At 49.6% G+C, this 16,726-nt stretch carries 14 protein-coding genes and 3 pseudogenes; 7 read left to right on the top strand and 10 right to left on the bottom strand.

Features of this window, described 5'->3' with window-relative positions; translation table 11 throughout:
- From BHE85_RS25275 to BHE85_RS28555, 3 genes and pseudogenes are all read left to right on the top strand, one after another.
- Positions 1-306, top strand: a 306-nt coding sequence (locus tag BHE85_RS25275; RefSeq protein WP_032232747.1) for an integrase core domain-containing protein, incomplete at its 5' end; no start/stop codon positions are given.
- Positions 307-348: 42 nt separating this feature from the next.
- Positions 349-1,128 (top strand): annotated as a pseudogene (locus BHE85_RS25280) (IS66-like element ISSfl3 family transposase); the annotation flags it as partial.
- A 33-nt stretch (positions 1,129-1,161) separates the two neighbouring features.
- A pseudogene (locus BHE85_RS28555) lies at positions 1,162-1,245 on the top strand (DUF4376 domain-containing protein); the annotation flags it as partial.
- A gap of 210 nt (positions 1,246-1,455) precedes the next feature.
- On the opposite strand, the gene sitD reads toward BHE85_RS28555, so the two are convergent.
- From sitD to nifJ, 7 genes and pseudogenes are all read right to left on the bottom strand, one after another.
- A complete protein-coding gene (sitD, locus tag BHE85_RS25285) occupies positions 1,456-2,313 on the bottom strand; it encodes an iron/manganese ABC transporter permease subunit SitD (protein WP_000968134.1) in 858 nt (285 codons plus the stop codon).
- Positions 2,310-3,167 carry an iron/manganese ABC transporter permease subunit SitC gene (sitC, locus tag BHE85_RS25290; protein ID WP_001101728.1) on the bottom strand — a complete coding sequence of 286 codons (858 nt, stop codon included), beginning with the start codon at positions 3,165-3,167 and terminating at the stop codon, positions 2,310-2,312. Before sitC ends, sitD begins: the two co-directional genes overlap by 4 nt.
- A complete protein-coding gene (gene sitB, locus BHE85_RS25295) occupies positions 3,164-3,991 on the bottom strand; it encodes an iron/manganese ABC transporter ATP-binding protein SitB (RefSeq protein ID WP_000983723.1) in 828 nt (275 codons plus the stop codon). Before sitB ends, sitC begins: the two co-directional genes overlap by 4 nt.
- Positions 3,991-4,905, bottom strand: a complete 915-nt coding sequence (gene sitA / locus BHE85_RS25300) for an iron/manganese ABC transporter substrate-binding protein SitA (protein ID WP_000555620.1) — start codon at positions 4,903-4,905, stop codon at positions 3,991-3,993. The genes sitB and sitA overlap by 1 nt, the downstream gene beginning before the upstream one ends.
- A 556-nt stretch (positions 4,906-5,461) precedes the next feature.
- Entirely contained in the window at positions 5,462-5,896 is a 435-nt protein-coding gene (gene uspF, locus BHE85_RS25305) for a universal stress protein UspF (RefSeq protein ID WP_001295593.1), read from the bottom strand.
- A gap of 140 nt (positions 5,897-6,036) precedes the next feature.
- On the bottom strand, positions 6,037-7,170 hold the full coding sequence (gene ompN / locus BHE85_RS25310) for a porin OmpN (RefSeq protein ID WP_000837912.1): 1,134 nt from the start codon (positions 7,168-7,170) through the stop codon (positions 6,037-6,039).
- Positions 7,171-7,535: 365 nt separating this feature from the next.
- Positions 7,536-11,059 (bottom strand): annotated as a pseudogene (nifJ, locus tag BHE85_RS25315) (pyruvate:ferredoxin (flavodoxin) oxidoreductase).
- Positions 11,060-11,332: 273 nt separating this feature from the next.
- Between nifJ and BHE85_RS25320 the strand changes: the two are divergent.
- Entirely contained in the window at positions 11,333-11,599 is a 267-nt protein-coding gene (locus BHE85_RS25320; protein WP_001295715.1) for a putative hemolysin, read from the top strand.
- Here the strand turns inward: BHE85_RS25320 and hslJ are convergent.
- Together hslJ and ldhA are read right to left on the bottom strand one after the other, a co-directional pair.
- Complete coding sequence (gene hslJ, locus BHE85_RS25325) at positions 11,596-12,018, bottom strand: heat shock protein HslJ (RefSeq protein WP_001298828.1); 423 nt, start codon at positions 12,016-12,018, stop codon at positions 11,596-11,598. The two genes, BHE85_RS25320 and hslJ, sit on opposite strands and share 4 nt — an antisense overlap.
- A 110-nt stretch (positions 12,019-12,128) precedes the next feature.
- The gene (gene ldhA, locus BHE85_RS25330) at positions 12,129-13,118 is read right to left on the bottom strand and encodes a D-lactate dehydrogenase (RefSeq protein ID WP_000762225.1); all 990 of its coding nucleotides are present in this window, start codon (positions 13,116-13,118) and stop codon (positions 12,129-12,131) included.
- A gap of 207 nt (positions 13,119-13,325) precedes the next feature.
- Between ldhA and BHE85_RS25335 the strand changes: the two genes are divergently transcribed.
- From BHE85_RS25335 to BHE85_RS25345, 3 genes are read left to right on the top strand one after another with little or no spacing between them, the layout of a single operon-like run.
- Positions 13,326-15,965: a YdbH family protein gene (locus BHE85_RS25335; RefSeq protein WP_000900962.1), complete on the top strand. Its 2,640-nt coding sequence runs from the start codon at positions 13,326-13,328 to the stop codon at positions 15,963-15,965.
- Positions 15,962-16,147 carry a YnbE family lipoprotein gene (locus BHE85_RS25340; RefSeq protein ID WP_000698142.1) on the top strand — a complete coding sequence of 62 codons (186 nt, stop codon included), beginning with the start codon at positions 15,962-15,964 and terminating at the stop codon, positions 16,145-16,147. Before BHE85_RS25335 ends, BHE85_RS25340 begins: the two co-directional genes overlap by 4 nt.
- A gap of 4 nt (positions 16,148-16,151) precedes the next feature.
- Positions 16,152-16,499, top strand: a complete 348-nt coding sequence (locus tag BHE85_RS25345) for a YdbL family probable chaperone protein (RefSeq protein ID WP_011379215.1) — start codon at positions 16,152-16,154, stop codon at positions 16,497-16,499.
- Here BHE85_RS25345 and BHE85_RS25350 read toward each other — a convergent pair.
- On the bottom strand, positions 16,493-16,726 hold a 234-nt coding region (locus BHE85_RS25350; RefSeq protein WP_001393844.1), incomplete at its 5' end, for an IS1 family transposase. The genes BHE85_RS25345 and BHE85_RS25350 overlap by 7 nt on opposite strands.

The following is a 16,726-nucleotide window of genomic DNA, read 5'->3' on the forward strand; positions in this document are numbered from 1 at the left end:
AAAGGTTCTCAGTATGTATCGCTGGCCTACACACAGCGGCTTAAGGAAGCCGGATTACTGGCATCAACAGGAAGTACAGGCGACTCGTATGACAACGCGATGGCGGAGAGCATCAATGGTCTTTACAAAGCGGAGGTAATACACCGTAAGAGCTGGAAAAACCGTGCAGAAGTGGAACTGGCCACACTCACGTGGGTGGACTGGTATAATAATCGACGATTGCTGGAAAGGCTGGGCCACATCCCTCCGGCAGAAGCAGAAAAAGCTTATTATGCTTCCATCGGAAACGATGATCTGGCAGCCTGAGTTCACAGATAAAACACTCTCCAGGAAACCCGGGGCGGTTCAGTACTGGCCCCGGGGAACGGAAAGACGAAAACGGGTCGTCTGTGGGTATACGTCAGGGATGATCGTAATGCGGGTTCATCCCTGCCGGCAGCCGTCTGGTTCGCGTATTCGGCAGATCGCAAAGGAGAACATCCGCAGCTCCACCTGGCAAAGTATCAGGGCGTACTGCAGGCTGATGCCTATGCAGGTTATAACGTACTGTACGAAACGGGCCGGGTGAAGGAAGCCGGGTGCCTGGCCCACGCCCGCCGAAAAATCCATGACGAGGATGTGCGCCGTCCGACAGAAATGACTCAGGAAGCGCTCAGACGGATAGCAGAGTTATACGACATAGAAGCGGAGATACGTGGCAGTCCGGCAGAGGAACGGCTTGCAGTCAGAAAAGCCAGAAGCGTCCAGTTGATGCAGTCATTGTACGACTGGATACAGTTGCAGAGGAAAACGCTGTCGAAACATGCGGAGATGGCGAAGGCGTTCGACTATATCCTGAATCACTGGAATGCGCTGAACGAGTTCTGTCGTGACGGCTGGGTGGAAATAGACAACAACATCGGTGAAAACGCGTTACGATCGGTGGCGGTTGGAAGAAAAAATTATCTCTTTTTCGGCTCAGACAAGGGAGGAGAAAGTGCGGCGATCATCTACAGTCTGCTGGTCACCTGCAAACAGAACGAAGTGGAGCCGGAGGACTGGTTGCGCGAAGTGATCGAGAAGCTCAATGACTGGCCGTCGAACCAAGTGCATGAACTGCTGCCCTGGAACTTCTCGTCTGTAAAATAATCCTTACGCTACGTACTTCTCGGGGCGCTTACGATTTATCGCCGTCAGCGGGAGCTGAAGGAAGAGCTGAATAGTCTGAAGGATTTGAATTCGGTTAGGAATTTTATCGTGGAATAACAGAAGCTGCGGCACGTCGTATGCAGGAACGTGCCGCGGTTGGCTGGTAAACTTTCGATAGTGCGAGTATTGAATGATTTCTAGGCGTTATCGATTTTACGTATTTTTTGCATGATAGAATTCGTACCTCCTCCCAACGACCTTCCATGGCTTTCCGAACTTCTGTAGGCTGGCGGACGCTGGCGGACGATGCTGTCCTCGGATATTGTGCTAATTGGGTGATAACAGATCCTGTGTATGGGCGTTTCCCTTTGTGCGTGCGTTGATGCTGGTAACGGTAAACGTCATGATGAACACGACCGCGAATAAGACGACAATCGTCGGAGCTGGTGCGCTGTCGATAAAAAAGGACAGCCAGACACCAGTCATTGACACTATTACCGATATGCCAGTCGCCAGTAGGAGCGCAATATGAAAGCGTTGTGTCAGGAGTACTGCAATGGCGCCAGGCGCAATGAGCAGAGAAATAGAGAGAATGATACCTACTGCTTTCAGCGTCGCCACAATGGTCAGGGAAACCATGCACAGCAGCCCATAATGCAGCCATCTCGTATGCAAACCGCTTACCTGCGCCTGTTGATAATCAAAGCTGAACAGCAAAAAATCCCGCCATTTTACGCTAATAACAAGTGTAACCAGCCCGGCAATAATCACCGTCTGGATTATATCGCCGATGGTTATCCCGAGCATGTCGCCGAAAAGAATATGGTCAAGATGTACGTCTGGTTTGATTGCAATATACAAGATCAGACCTGCGGCAAACATGCCAGAAAAAACAATCCCCATAACTGTATCTTGCTTGATTCGGCTGTTGTCTTTCAGGTATCCCGTCGCCACCGCGCAGAATACTCCGGCGACGAATGCCCCTGTAGCCAGAGGTAACCCCAGAATCCAGGTAAGCACGATGCCAGGAAAAACCGCATGACTCATCGCGTCACCCATCAGTGCCCAACCTTTCAGGACCAGAAAGACCGACAGCAGCGCACAGGGTATGGAAACTACCAGTGAAATCAGCAGTGCGTGACTCATAAAGGTGAACTGCAGTGGCTCCAGTAATAATGCCATCATGAGCGATCCTCCAGCGCTTTATGCGCACGCCGACGATTTGCCAAAAGTCCATGGGTGGGCGCAAATACAAATGCTAAAAGAAACAGCAGTGTCTGCGCCACCACGATGATTCCACCTGTCGCGCCGTCCAGAAAGTAACTGACCCACGCGCCGAGGAAACTGGTTACACTGCCAATAGTTACAGCAATTATGAGCAGGCGGGGAAAACGATCGGTTAACAACCATGCTGTTGCACCGGGAGTCACCACCAGACAGATCACCAGAAAGGCACCAACCGTTTGCAGCGCCGCAACGGTCGAAACCGACAGCAGGGTGAAGAAGAGGATTTTTAATCTGCCCGGATGTAATCCAATAGCACGGGCGTGATTCTCGTCGAAAAAGGTCACCATAAGATCTTTCCATTTGAAAAAAAGCACGATGATCGAGAGAATGCCAATGATAGTGAGTTGCAGGATATCCGCCGGATCGATTGCCAGAATATTGCCCAGGACGATGGTCTGAATGTTCACGGATGTCGGGTTCAATGACACCATAAACAGCCCCAGGCCAAAAAAGGACGAGAAGATCAGGCCGATGATGGCATCTTCTTTTAAGCGGGTGCGTTGGTTAAGAAACAGCATGCTGCCCGCTGCCAGTCCGCCGGAAAAGAAGGCTCCCAGAGAAAACGGAAGCCCCAGCATATATGCCCCCGCAACACCCGGGACAATAGAGTGCGACAGCGCATCGCCAATCAGCGACCAGCCTTTTAGCATCAGATAGCATGACAGGAAAGCGCAGAGACCGCCGACCATTGCCGAGACCCACATCGCATTGAGCATATATTCATAGCTGAAGGGTTCCAGTAGCACGTTCATCTTGCTTCCCTCTGCACCGCTGACGGTCGATGTGCCACAAAAGGGCGTTCATCGTCAGTAATAATGCTTTCTTCCGAGCCGTTAAGTGTGACATGGCGCAGTACGCCGCTAAAAGCCAGCTCCAGGTTCTCGGCTGTAAAAGTGGTGTCTGTCGGCCCGCTTGCCAGGACGGTGCCTTTGACCATGACCGTATAATCGCAAAATGTCGTGACTGAGCCGAGATTGTGCGTTGAGACAAGCATCGTTTTGCCTTCCGCGCGTAACTCCCTCAACAGGCTGATGATTTTCGCTTCGGTTTTCACATCAACGCCGGTAAAAGGTTCATCCAGCAGGATCACATCACCCTGCTGTGCAATCGCTCTCGCCAGAAAGACGCGTTTCTTTTGTCCACCGGAAAGCTCGCCGATTTGACGATGGCGAAAATCCACCATATCGACACGTTCCAGCGCATCGGTGACAATCTGACGATCCCTCTTTTTGGCTATACGCAACATACCCATATACCCATAGCGGCCCATCATCACCACATCTTCCACCAGTACAGGAAATGACCAGTCAACCTCTTCTGACTGAGGGACGTAGGCAACCAGGTTTTTCTGTAGCGCCTGTCGCGTGGGAATACCCAGAACAGATATCTTTCCGCTGGTCAGACGCACAAATCCCATAATCGCTTTAAACAACGTCGATTTTCCGGAACCGTTTACCCCAACCAGAGCGGCAATAGATCCACTTGGTACTGTGAAGGATGCATCGCGCAGTGCTGTGTGCCCGTTACGCCAGGTGACAGTAACATCATTAACGACAATGCCTGCAGATTGCATCATTATTTCTCCCTTTTCCCGGCTTTAATTCCCTGTACCAGCGTACTGGTAGTAACCTTAAGAAGGTCGATATACGTAGGTACCGGGCCGTTTTCTGTGCTCAGGGAATCGACATAGAGCACACCGCCGTAGTGTGCGCCGGTTTCACGCGCAACCTGACGCGCTGGTTTATCGGAAATCGTACTCTCGCTAAAGACTGCCGGGATATGATTTTTCTTAACTATATCAACAACCTTACGTACCTGCTGCGGTGTTCCTTGTTGATCGGCATTAATCGGCCACAGATAAAGCTCTTTTAGCCCCAAATCGCGTGCGAGATAAGAAAAAGCCCCTTCACTGGTGACCATCCATCGCTGATTCTCAGGGAGTTCCGTAATCTGCTTACGCAGGGGGGCAAGGGTTTGGGTAATCTTGGCTTTATAAGTATCGGCATTACGTTGGTAGGTTTGTGCATTTGCCGGATCGTATTTTATCAACGCATCACGAATATTATCGACGTAAATCAGAGCATTATCTGGCGACATCCATGCATGGGGATTAGGTTTGCCCTCATAGGGTCCTTCGGTGATCCCTACTGGCGTCACACCCGAAGAGACAATTACTTCTGGAACCCCATTGAGATGCTGGTAAAAGCGTTGGAACCACAATTCCAGATTCATACCATTGGCGAGAATCAGTTGTGCCCCCTGTGCACGTTTAATATCGCCAGGGGTAGGCTGATACTCATGAATTTCTGCACCAGGCTTGGTTATGGATGAGACTTCTGCAGCATCTCCAGCCACGTTTTTGGCCATATCCGCGATGATGGTAAATGTTGTAATGACCTTGAATTTTTCAGTTGCACTTGCCTGAAATGCGATCGAGCAGGTGAGGGCGAGGCACCCCAAGAGCATGGTTACTTTTTTTATTGAGTGCATAATTTAGTACCTATAGTGAGCAAAATTAGAACAAACATAGCAACGGCTATGTTTTATAGCATAACCTATACAAAATGAAAATAATTATCATTAACAGCTTTGAGGCCTAAAACAGGGATTAGGTTGTTTCCTGCTGGCGACATGATATTGAGGAAAAAAGTAGAGCAGCTATTAGGCTTTGAAATGACTTTATGAGGAAAATTGTTGATGGCAAAAATGGGGCAAAAAAAGAGTGGGTTATCGTAGCTTATTGTTGTCGCCGATAATGTTTAACATATTGAAAAATAAATAAAATACTTATGAGTCAGATAGTTGTGATTTTTGCCCTTACTTGTTCAGGTTGTATTGTTCTTTCTTACTAAATTCTTGATTTTGCGACATTTAAAAGCGACTCAATTCGTTATATGGCATCAGAAGAGTATGCGTCATGCCGGAATGCCCAGCATAAGAAATCTGATATAAAAACAGTGGCGTGTATGGTACGGATTAGAGGGGAAAATGTCAGCACATTTGCGAAATGAATCAAAAAGCCCGCAGCAATGTGCGGGCGTTAGTGTCAGCGCACAACCAGCACGGAGCACTCTGCGTGACGCACTACAGCTGCGGCGTTGGAACCGAGCAGATAAGTGGTGATATCCGGTCGATGGGAAGCAATGATGATCATATGAGCGGGGATCTTCTTCGCCAATTCCAGAATGCGGTCTTTGGGCGAGCCTTCCTCAACATGGACATGCACTCTGTCGGTTGGCAGTTTAAATTTTTTAATGATCTCTTCCAGTTGCGATTTGGCTTCCGCTTTCAGGTCATCCATTGCCGGTAATTCTGCGGAATACGCTAAACCCAGAGAGGCATAGTAGGGCAGTGAAGGTATTACCGTCAGGAAATGAACCTCTGCATCGTCAATCTTTGCCTCTGCCTCAACGTGGCTAATCACGCGTTGAGTTAATTCTGAATCGGAAATATCGATAGGGACAAGAATCGTTCTGTTCATAAAACCTCCTGTTTTAGTATCCGCATAAAGTGTAACGCCAGATGACACTTTTTGTGTAATGATGGAGTTCACATTTTTAATTTAGATCAAAGGAGGAAGAATAAGCAGAAAAAGCCCGCCATAACAGCGGGCAGGAGGATTTAGAACTGATAAACCAGACCTAAAGCGACAATATCATCGGTAGAGATGCCATTGGCAGCGTAGAAGCTGTCATCTTCATCCAACAGGTTGATTTTATAGTCAACGTAGGTGGACATGTTTTTATTGAAATAGTAAGTCGCGCCAACATCGGCGTATTTAACCAGATCTTTATCATCAACACCTGCCGGGTTGTCTGCACCACCGGCAGCGTGCAGGTCACGGCCTTTAGACATCAGGAAAGAGACTGCCGGACGCAGACCAAAATCAAACTGGTACTGGGCAGTGACTTCAAAATTCTGGGTTTTGTTTGCCACAGCATAATCGCTGTCGCCAAACGGGGTCATATTACGCGTTTCTGAATACATGGTTGCCAGGTAAATATTGTTAGCATCGTATTTTAGCCCAGCAGTCCACGCGTCTGCTTTATCACCACCCGCCGCAGTATGGTTAACCTGGTCATTGGTGCGGTCAGAAGAGGTGTATGCCGCACCAGCGCTAAAGCCCATGCCTAAATCATATGTTGTGGAAAAACCCCAGCCGTCACCGTTTTCATGGCGAACATCACGTCCGTTGTTGGTGCCTTCCTGACCATTACTGGCTCCTTCGTTGTTACCTTGATACTGCACCGCGAAGTTCAGACCATTTACCAGACCGAAGAAATCAGTATTACGATAAGTCGCGACGCCATTGGCTCGACCAGTCATAAAGTTGTCTGCATTGGTATAAGAGTCACCGCCAAATTCAGGCAGCATATCGGTCCAGCCTTCGATGTCGTACATTACGCCATAATTACGTCCGTAATCGAAAGAACCGTAATCTGCAAATTTCAGCCCGGCAAATGCCAGACGGGTCCATGACTGGTTTTTTGAAGATTCAGTGTTGTTTGCTTGAATATTGTATTCCCATTGACCGTAGCCAGTGAGTTGATCGTTAATTTGGGTTTCGCCTTTAAAACCCAGACGCGCATAGCTCTGATCGCCATCTTTCGCTGAATTATCAGAAAAATAATGCAGGCCATCAACTTTGCCATACAGATCTAATTTGTTGCCGTCTTTATTATAAACTTCGGCTGCATGTGCAGCACCTGCGGCGAGCAGGGCAGGAATTAAAAGTGCCAGTACTTTGCTTTTCATTGAATAAATCCTTTAGTTATTTTATTTGCCTTTTATCCCCATTCCGGGGAGTGAAAACATCCTAAAGGAGAAGTTCAGTTAGCCGATAAATATCATTTGTTACGCCTTAAGTAAAACCTTAATCAAATAATTCTTCTGAAATGATAATAAGTCTGGTGAATGTATCGAAGATAATACATACAAAATAAAAATTATACTTTTAATTTTCTATACGTTATTCTGCGCGGGTTATATGCCTTTATTGTCACAGATTTTATTTTCTGTTGGGCCATTGCATTGCCACTGATTTTCCAACATATAAAAAGACAAGCCCGAACAGTCGTCCGGGCTTTTTTTTAGAATTGGATAATCCTTATCCAGAGCATTTAATCGGTGTTGCTTTTTTCCGCTTTTCCGGCCATTTGTGCCAGGAAGTCATAGCGTTTTTGCAAATCAGCTGCAGCATCTTTCCATAACTGTTCTGCCACTTCTGGCTGCTGCGAATTCAGACGACGGAAACGTTGCTCGTGAAGTAACGTTTCTTCCAGTGCTTCTGACGGCGGGCGTGAATCCAGCGCCAGCGGCAGTTTGCCTTCATCGGCACGACGAGGATCGAAGCGATATAGCGGCCAGAAGCCGGTAGCTGTGAGTTGGCGCATCTGGTCATGGCTGAGTGCCAGATCGTAACCATGCTCTTCACACGGGCTATAAGCAATGATCAGCGATGGTCCCGGATACGCTTCCGCTTCCTGAATCGCTTTCACCGTCTGATTCAGCTGCGCGCCGAGAGAAATCTGCGCCACATAAACATGACCGTACATCATCATACTGACGCCAAGATCTTTACGCGCTTTACGTTTGCCGTGCTCGCCAAATTTAGTTACTGCACCCAGCGGTGTCGCTTTCGACGCCTGACCACCGGTGTTGGAATAGCATTGCGTATCCAGCACCAGAATGTTGACGTTTTCCGTCAAACTCAATACATGATCCAGACCGCCAAAGCCGATATCGTAAGCCCAGCCATCACCACCAATCAGCCAGATTGATTTTTCCACCAGTGCATCTGCATCACGTAGCAGTTCATGTGCTTCGGCAACATCGTTGAGTTGCTGGCGTAAAGCTGCGACCTGTTCTCGACGAACCTCTGGCGTAGCGTCTGATTTCAACGCCGTCAGTAATTCCGCCGGGATTTTATCGGCAAATTGATCCAGCAGACGCAGCACGCGGACACGGTGTTGATCGACCGTCAGGCGGAAACCAAGGCCAAATTCGGCATTATCTTCAAATAGAGAGTTCGCCCATGCCGGCCCACGACCGTTGGCATCGGTGGTATACGGTGTAGAGGGCAGGTTACCGCCATAAATTGAAGAACAGCCGGTGGCGTTAGCGATCAACATCCGGTCGCCATAGAGCTGAGTCAGCAATTTAATATACGGCGTCTCGCCACAACCGGAGCAAGCACCGGAATATTCAAACAGCGGTGTAATCAGCTGCGATGTACGAATATCAATACGTTCCAGTTTGCTACGGTCGATTTCTGGCAGGTTGAGGAAGAAATCGTAATTGATTTTCTCTTCTTCGACATGTTCCAGGCGCGACATCATATTGATGGCTTTAATCTCTGGATTCTGACGGTCTTTCGCCGGGCAAACTTCGACGCACAGGTTACAACCGGTGCAATCTTCCGGAGCCACCTGCAAGACATATTTCTGCCCGCGCATATCACGCGATTTCACATCCAGCGAATGCAGGCTGGCAGGGGCGTTTTCCATCGCTTCGGGTGGTACCACTTTTGCGCGAATAGCTGAGTGTGGGCAAGCGGCGACGCAGTGGTTACATTGGGTACAGAGTTCCTCTTTCCAGATGGGGATCTCTTCGGCGATATTGCGTTTTTCCCAGCGAGTGGTCCCCATCGGCCAGGTGCCGTCTGGCGGCAGCGCCGAAACGGGGAGGGCATCACCAAGCCCTGCGAGCATCGCTGCGGTTACGGTTTTCACGAAATCAGGGGCGGCATCGGAAACCACTGGCGGTCGATTGGCGCTGTGCGGATTTACCGGTTGCAACGGAACTTCTTCTACGGATTCACGCGCCAGCGCCAGAGCCTGCCAGTTGCCTTCCACCAGATCCTGGCCTTTGCTACTGTAACTTTTGGCAATCGCACCCTGCAATTCTGCGAGGGCGCTATCGCCAGGCAGAATTTGCGTCAGATGGAAAAAAGCCATCTGCATGACGGTATTAATACGGGCCGCCAGGCCACATTCGCGGGCGATTTTCGCCGCGTTAATCACATAGAAGCGCGCTTTTTTCTGGTTTAACACGGCCTGAACTTCTTGCGGCAAGCGCGACCACACTTCATCTGCGCTGTACGGCGTGTTGAGCAGGAAAATGCCGCCAGGTTTTAAACGCTCAGCCATCTGATATTTATCGATAAACTGCAACTGGTGGCAGCCAACAAAATCAGCCTGGGAAATGAGATAAGCGGAACGAATCGGCTGTTCGCTCACGCGAAGGTGAGAAACCGTCAGGCCGCCCGCTTTTTTGGAGTCGTAAACAAAATAGCCCTGTGCGTACCACGGCGTGGAATTACCGATAATCTTGATATTGTTTTTGGTCGCGGAAACGCTGCCATCACTACCAAGGCCATAAAACAAGGCTTCAAGTTTCGCCGAGTTTGGCTGGGTGTTTTCCGGCAACGGCAGGGACAGATTGGTTACATCATCGTAAATACCAACCGTAAAGCGCGCTTTCGGTTTAGCCGCGTTGAGCTCGGCAAATACCGCCAGTACACAGTCCGGGCAAATTCTTTGGATGAAAGACCATAGCGCCCACCAATGACACGGGGCAGAGTTTCGCGCTTGCCATTATTAAAGGCTTCTGCCAGTGCGGTCATCACATCCAGATAGAGCGGTTCTGCCTGGGCACCGGGTTCTTTGGTTCTGTCCAGTACCGCCACGCTGCGTACGGATCCCGGTAGAGTTTGTAGCAAGTGTTTGGCTGAGAAGGGGCGGTACAGGCGAACTTTCAGCACGCCGACTTTTTCGCCACGGGTTAGCAATTCATCAACCACTTCTTCACAGGTGCCAATGGCTGAGCCCATCAGGATAATCACCCGTTCAGCTTGCGGATGCCCGTAATATTCAAACGGCTGATACTGACGACCTGTCGCGGCAGAGAAATCATTCATCGCCTGTTCAACATGGTCATAGACTGCGTTGTACCAGGGGTTGGTGGCTTCGCGAGACTGGAAATAAGAGTCAGGATTGGCGGACGTACCACGGATCACCGGATGTTCCGGGTTGAGCGCCCGGGCGCGATGAGCATCAATTTCGGCCTGCGGCATGAGATCAAGAATCGTGTCATCGGCCAGCGGGACAATTTTATTGATTTCGTGGGACGTGCGGAAACCATCAAAGAAATGAATAAATGGCACGCGGCTTTTCAGCGTCGCGATGTGCGAAATGAGAGCAAAGTCTTGCGCTTCCTGGACGTTTGCCGCACACAACATCGCGCAACCCGTCTGGCGCACCGCCATGACGTCGGAATGATCGCCAAAAATAGAGAGTGCATGTGTGGCAACGGTACGTGCCGCTACATGCAGGACAAACGGTGTGAGTTCGCCTGCCAGTTTGTACAGTGTCGGGATCATCAGCAGCAAACCCTGCGATGACGTAAACGATGTTGAAAGGGCACCCGTCTGCAAAGCGCCATGCACGGTAGCGATAGCACCCGCTTCCGACTGCATTTCAACCACGCGTGGTGTGTCTCCCCAAACGTTCTTCAAGCCGTTTCCGGCCCAGGCATCAGCCTGTTCTGCCATCGTGGAACTGGGGGTAATAGGGTAGATGGCGATAACTTCACTGGTGCGAAACGCCACCGAAGCAACCGCGCCATTACCGTCAATAGTAATCATATGACACCCTTACATTGCGCAAATGAGGGGCGCACGAAATTGCTGCGCGCCCAGTAGTAATCTTTCAATTTTAGCAAATGGCTTTCTTCTGCATTTTCGCTTTTGTGTCCCCCACATCAGCGTAATGAATGTTTTGATCAAACAGAGGGCAAAAAAATAGCCATAAAAAAGTAAAAATGCGGGGCAACGCGCAGGACAGCTCTCGATGTCGCCCTCTGTGCTGCCTATTATTTATGGCGGTGTCGTTTGGCTTGAAGATCAGAGGAAGAAAAGATGCGAGCAGCGTTTTGGGTAGGGTGTGCCGCTTTATTGTTGTCGGCGTGTAGTAGTGAACCTGTTCAGCAGGCGACTGCGGCGCACGTAGCGCCAGGTTTAAAAGCGTCGATGTCCAGTAGTGGAGAAGCAAATTGTGCAATGATCGGCGGTTCGCTTTCTGTTGCCCGTCAACTGGATGGCACGGCGATTGGGATGTGTGCATTACCCAACGGCAAACGCTGTAGCGAACAGTCACTTGCCGCCGGGAGCTGTGGCAGCTATTAATTCATTAAATCCGCCAGCTTATAAGTTAATGTCTGTTTCGCGGTCGCCAGCGTTAACTGGTTCGCGGTCAGATCCACTTGTGCACCTTCTTTCAGCATTTCGCTAATGGTGTTATCGAGTTCATTAAGCTGCGGGTTAGCGCACATCATACGGGTCATTGCCAGCCCTTTGGCTGTCAGTTCACCATTAGACAGTTTGCCTTCACCGCTAAAGCGGTTACACATGCTGCCGGAAATCATCATTTTTTCACCAAAACTGATTTCTGGCGGATTTTTATCGCTGGTCACGGGCTTACCGTTTACGCTTTCCAGCACAAAGCGATGATGCTGTAGCTGTTCTGGCGTAACAGCAATTTTGTCATTACTTACACATCCCGCCATCAGCAGGCTTAGCGCAACAAACGCGGCTACTTTCTTCATTGTGGTTCTCAATTACAGTTTCTGACTCAGGACTATTTTAAGAATAGAGAATGAAAGGTCATTGGGGATTATCTGAATCAGCTCCCCTGGATTGCAGGGGAGCTGCAACATTAAACCAGTTCGTTCGGGCAGGTTTCGCCTTTTTCCAGATTGCTTAAGTTTTGCAGCGTAGTCTGAGAAATACTGGTCAGAGCTTCTGCTGTCAGGAATGCCTGGTGCCCGGTAAACAGCACGTTGTGGCAGGCAGACAGGCGACGGAATACGTCATCCTGGATCACGTCGTTGGATTTATCTTCAAAGAACAGATCGCGTTCGTTCTCATACACGTCCATACCCAACGAACCAATTTTCTGATTTTTCAGCGCTTCAATTGCTGCCTGAGAATCAATCAATGCACCGCGACTGGTATTGACGATCATCACGCCATTTTTCATCTGATCGAAGGCGGCTTCGTTCAACAGATGGTAGTTTGCCGGTGTCAGCGGGCAGTGCAGAGAGATAACGTCTGATTCAGAGAACAGGGTTGGCAGATCGACATACTCCACACCGAGTTCCAGCGCCGCTGCACTTGGATACGGATCGAACGCCAGCAGACGCATACCAAAACCTTTCAGAATGCGCAGCATCGCCACACCGATTTTACCGGTACCGATAACGCCTGCCGTTTTGCCATACATAGTAAAGCCGGTCAGACCTTCCAGAGAGAAGTTAGCGTCACGGGTACGCTGATACGCGCGGTGAATACGGCGGTTCAGCGTCATCATCATACCGATGGCGTGTTCAGCAACGGCCTCTGGATCATAGGCTGGAACACGGACTACTTTCAGCCCCAGTTCTTTTGCCGCATCAAGGTCGACGTTATTGAAACCGGCACAGCGCAGGGCGATATATTTAACGCCGTGCTTTTTCAGCTCTTCCAGCACCGGGCGGCTGCCGTCATCGTTTACGAAAATACATACCGCTTCGCAGCCATTGGCAGTTTTAGCGGTTTTTTCCGTCAGCAGAAAGTCAAAAAATTCCAGCTCAAAGCCAAAGGACTCGTTCACCTGTTGCAGGTACTTCTTGTCGTACTGTTTTGTGCTATAAACGGCGAGTTTCATAAGACTTTCTCCAGTGATGTTGAATCACATTTAAGCCACTAAAAATATTTTACAAAATTTCAAATATAATTGAAAACCATGGCGATATTGAAAAATTCATCAACAACTATGCTTAGTGTAGGCGCAACCTTCAACTGAACGGTTAAACATGCCACAATACCCGTATTGAATGCTTAATTTTTCGCTAAATCAGGATATTAACTACCCATGCTGGGTAAATATAAAGCCGTTCTCGCGCTGTTATTACTGATTATTCTTGTGCCGTTGACGCTGCTGATGACGCTCGGGCTGTGGGTTCCCACGCTGGCGGGCATCTGGCTACCGCTCGGGACACGTATTGCATTAGATGAAAGCCCACGCATTACGCGTAAAGGTTTAATCATTCCCGATCTCCGTTATCTGGTGGGAGATTGTCAGCTTGCACATATCACCAACGCCAGCCTTTCACATCCCAGCCGCTGGTTATTGAACGTCGGCACGGTAGAACTTGATTCTGCTTGTCTGGCGAAATTGCCGCAGACGGAGCAATCGCCAGCTGCTCCAAAAACCCTCGCGCAGTGGCAGTCCATGCTGCCTAACACCTGGATCAATATCGATAAACTGATTTTTTCTCCCTGGCAGGAATGGCAGGGAAAACTCTCTCTCGCATTAACCTCTGATATCCAGCAACTGCGTTATCAGGGCGAAAAAGTTAAATTTCAAGGCCAGCTGAAAGGGCAACAACTTACAGTCAGCGAACTGGATGTCATCGCGTTTGAATATCAGCCGCCGGTTAAACTGGTGGGGGAATTTACTATGCCGCTCGTGCCGGATGGACTTCCTGTAAGTGGGCATGCTACTGCGACGTTAAACTTGCCGCAGGAACCGTCACTGGTGGATGCAGAGCTGGACTGGCAGGAAAATAGCGGGCAATTGATTGTGCTGGCACGTGATAACGGCGATCCGTTGCTCGATTTGCCGTGGCAAATTACTCGTCAACAATTGACCGTAAGCGATGGTCGCTGGAGTTGGCCGTATGCAGGTTTTCCTTTGAGTGGCCGACTGGGTGTCAAAGTCGACAACTGGCAGGCAGGGCTTGAGAACGCTCTGATCAGCGGACGACTGAGTGTGCTGACCCAGGGGCAAGCGGGTAAAGGCAACGCGGTGCTAAATTTTGGCCCAGGAAAATTAAGCATGGATAACAGCCAGCTGCCTCTGCAGCTGACCGGTGAAGCGAAACAGGCGGACCTCATTTTATATGCCCGCTTACCCGCGCAGCTAAGTGGAAGTCTGACTGACCCAACGCTGGCCTTTGAGCCAGGCGCGTTACTTCGTTCAAAGGGAAGAGTCATCGATTCGCTGGACATCGATGAAATCCGCTGGCCTTTAGCGGGTGTAAAAGTCACCCAACGTGGTGTTGACGGACGTTTGCAGGCCATTTTGCAGGCGCATGAAAATGAACTGGGCGATTTCGTGCTGCATATGGATGGGCTGGCGAATGATTTTCTCCCTGACGCGGGCCGCTGGCAGTGGCGCTACTGGGGAAAAGGCAGTTTTACACCGATGAATGCCACCTGGGATGTCGCAGGAAAAGGTGAATGGCATGACAGCACGATTACGCTGACCGACCTCTCCACCGGTTTCGACCAGTTACAATACGGTACGATGACGGTAGAAAAGCCGCGATTAATTCTGGACAAGCCCGTCGTCTGGGTACGTGACGCACAGCATCCCTCCTTCAGCGGCGCGCTGTCACTGGACGCCGGGCAAACGCTGTTCACTGGCGGCAGTGTGTTACCGCCATCAACCTTAAAATTTAGCGTCGATGGGCGCGATCCGACGTATTTCCTCTTTAAAGGCGATTTACATGCTGGTGAGATTGGCCCGGTTCGGGTAAATGGTCGCTGGGACGGTATTCGTCTGCGCGGTAACGCCTGGTGGCCAAAACAATCACTGACTGTATTCCAGCCGCTGGTGCCACCCGACTGGAAGATGAACTTACGCGATGGTGAACTGTATGCTCAGGTTGCATTTTCTGCTGCGCCTGAACAAGGATTCCGCGCGGGAGGGCACGGCGTGTTGAAAGGCGGTAGTGCCTGGATGCCAGATAATCAGGTTAACGGTGTCGATTTTGTCCTGCCTTTCCGTTTTGCCGATGGAGCCTGGCATCTGGGGACTCGCGGCCCCGTTACGTTGCGAATTGCCGAAGTGATTAATCTGGTGACAGCGAAAAATATTACGGCTGATTTGCAAGGGCGTTATCCGTGGACTGAAGAAGAACCCTTGCTGTTGACTGATGTTAGCGTCGATGTGTTAGGCGGTAACGTACTGATGAAACAATTACGTATGCCGCAACATGACCCGGCGCTGTTGCGGCTGAATAATCTCTCATCCAGCGAACTGGTTAGCGCCGTCAATCCGAAACAATTCGCCATGTCCGGGGCATTTAGTGGTGCATTGCCGTTATGGCTAAACAACGAAAAATGGATAGTGAAAGATGGTTGGCTGGCAAATAGCGGGCCAATGACCTTGCGGCTGGATAAAGACACCGCAGATGCGGTGGTGAAAGACAATATGACTGCGGGTTCAGCAATTAACTGGTTGCGCTATATGGAAATTAGCCGTTCATCGACAAATATTAATTTAGATAATCTCGGTTTATTAACCATGCAGGCCAACATTACAGGTACCAGTCGCGTTGATGGTAAAAGCGGTACGGTAAACCTTAATTACCATCATGAAGAGAATATTTTTACGCTGTGGCGCAGTTTACGCTTTGGCGATAATCTCCAGGCATGGTTGGAGCAGAACGCACGTCTGCCGGGAAATGACTGTCCGCAAGGAAAAGAGTGTGAGGAAAAACAATGAAAATTTTACTGGCTGCGTTGACGTCATCTTTTATGCTGGCTGCCTGTACGCCGCGTATTGAAGTCGCTGCGCCCAAGGAACCGATCACTATCAATATGAACGTTAAAATTGAGCATGAGATCATCATCAAGGCAGACAAAGATGTCGAAGAGCTGCTTGAAACTCGTAGCGATCTTTACTGAGGCGATGATGAAGAAAACATTACTTCTTTGTGCGTTTCTTGTTGGGCTGGTAAGCAGCAATGTAATGGCATTGACTCTGGATGAAGCCAGAACGCAGGGGCGGGTCGGGGAAACATTTTATGGTTATCTGGTTGCGCTGAAAACGGATGCTGAAACAGAGAAATTAGTAACCGACATTAATGCCGAACGTAAAGCGAGTTACCAACAACTGGCAAAGCAAAATAATGTGTCTGTAGATGATATCGCGAAACTCGCCGGGCAAAAGCTCGTAGCTCGGGCCAAACCGGGGGAATATGTACAAGGGATAAACGGTAAATGGGTACGAAAATTGGTAATGACTCCAACTTACTGATAGTGTTTTATGTTCAGATAATGCCCGATGACCTTGTCATGCAGCTCCACCGATTTTGAGAACGACAGTGACTTCCGTCCCAGCCTTGCCAGATGTTGTCTCAGATTCAGATTATGTCGCTCAATGCGCTGAGTGTAACGCTTGCTGATAACGTGCAGCTTTCCCTTCAGGCGTGATTCATACAGCGGCCAGCCATCCGTCATCCATACCACGACCTCAAAGGCCGA

The sequence above is a fragment of the Shigella sp. FC1567 genome, from assembly GCF_001743015.1.
Lineage (GTDB): Bacteria > Pseudomonadota > Gammaproteobacteria > Enterobacterales > Enterobacteriaceae > Escherichia > Escherichia coli.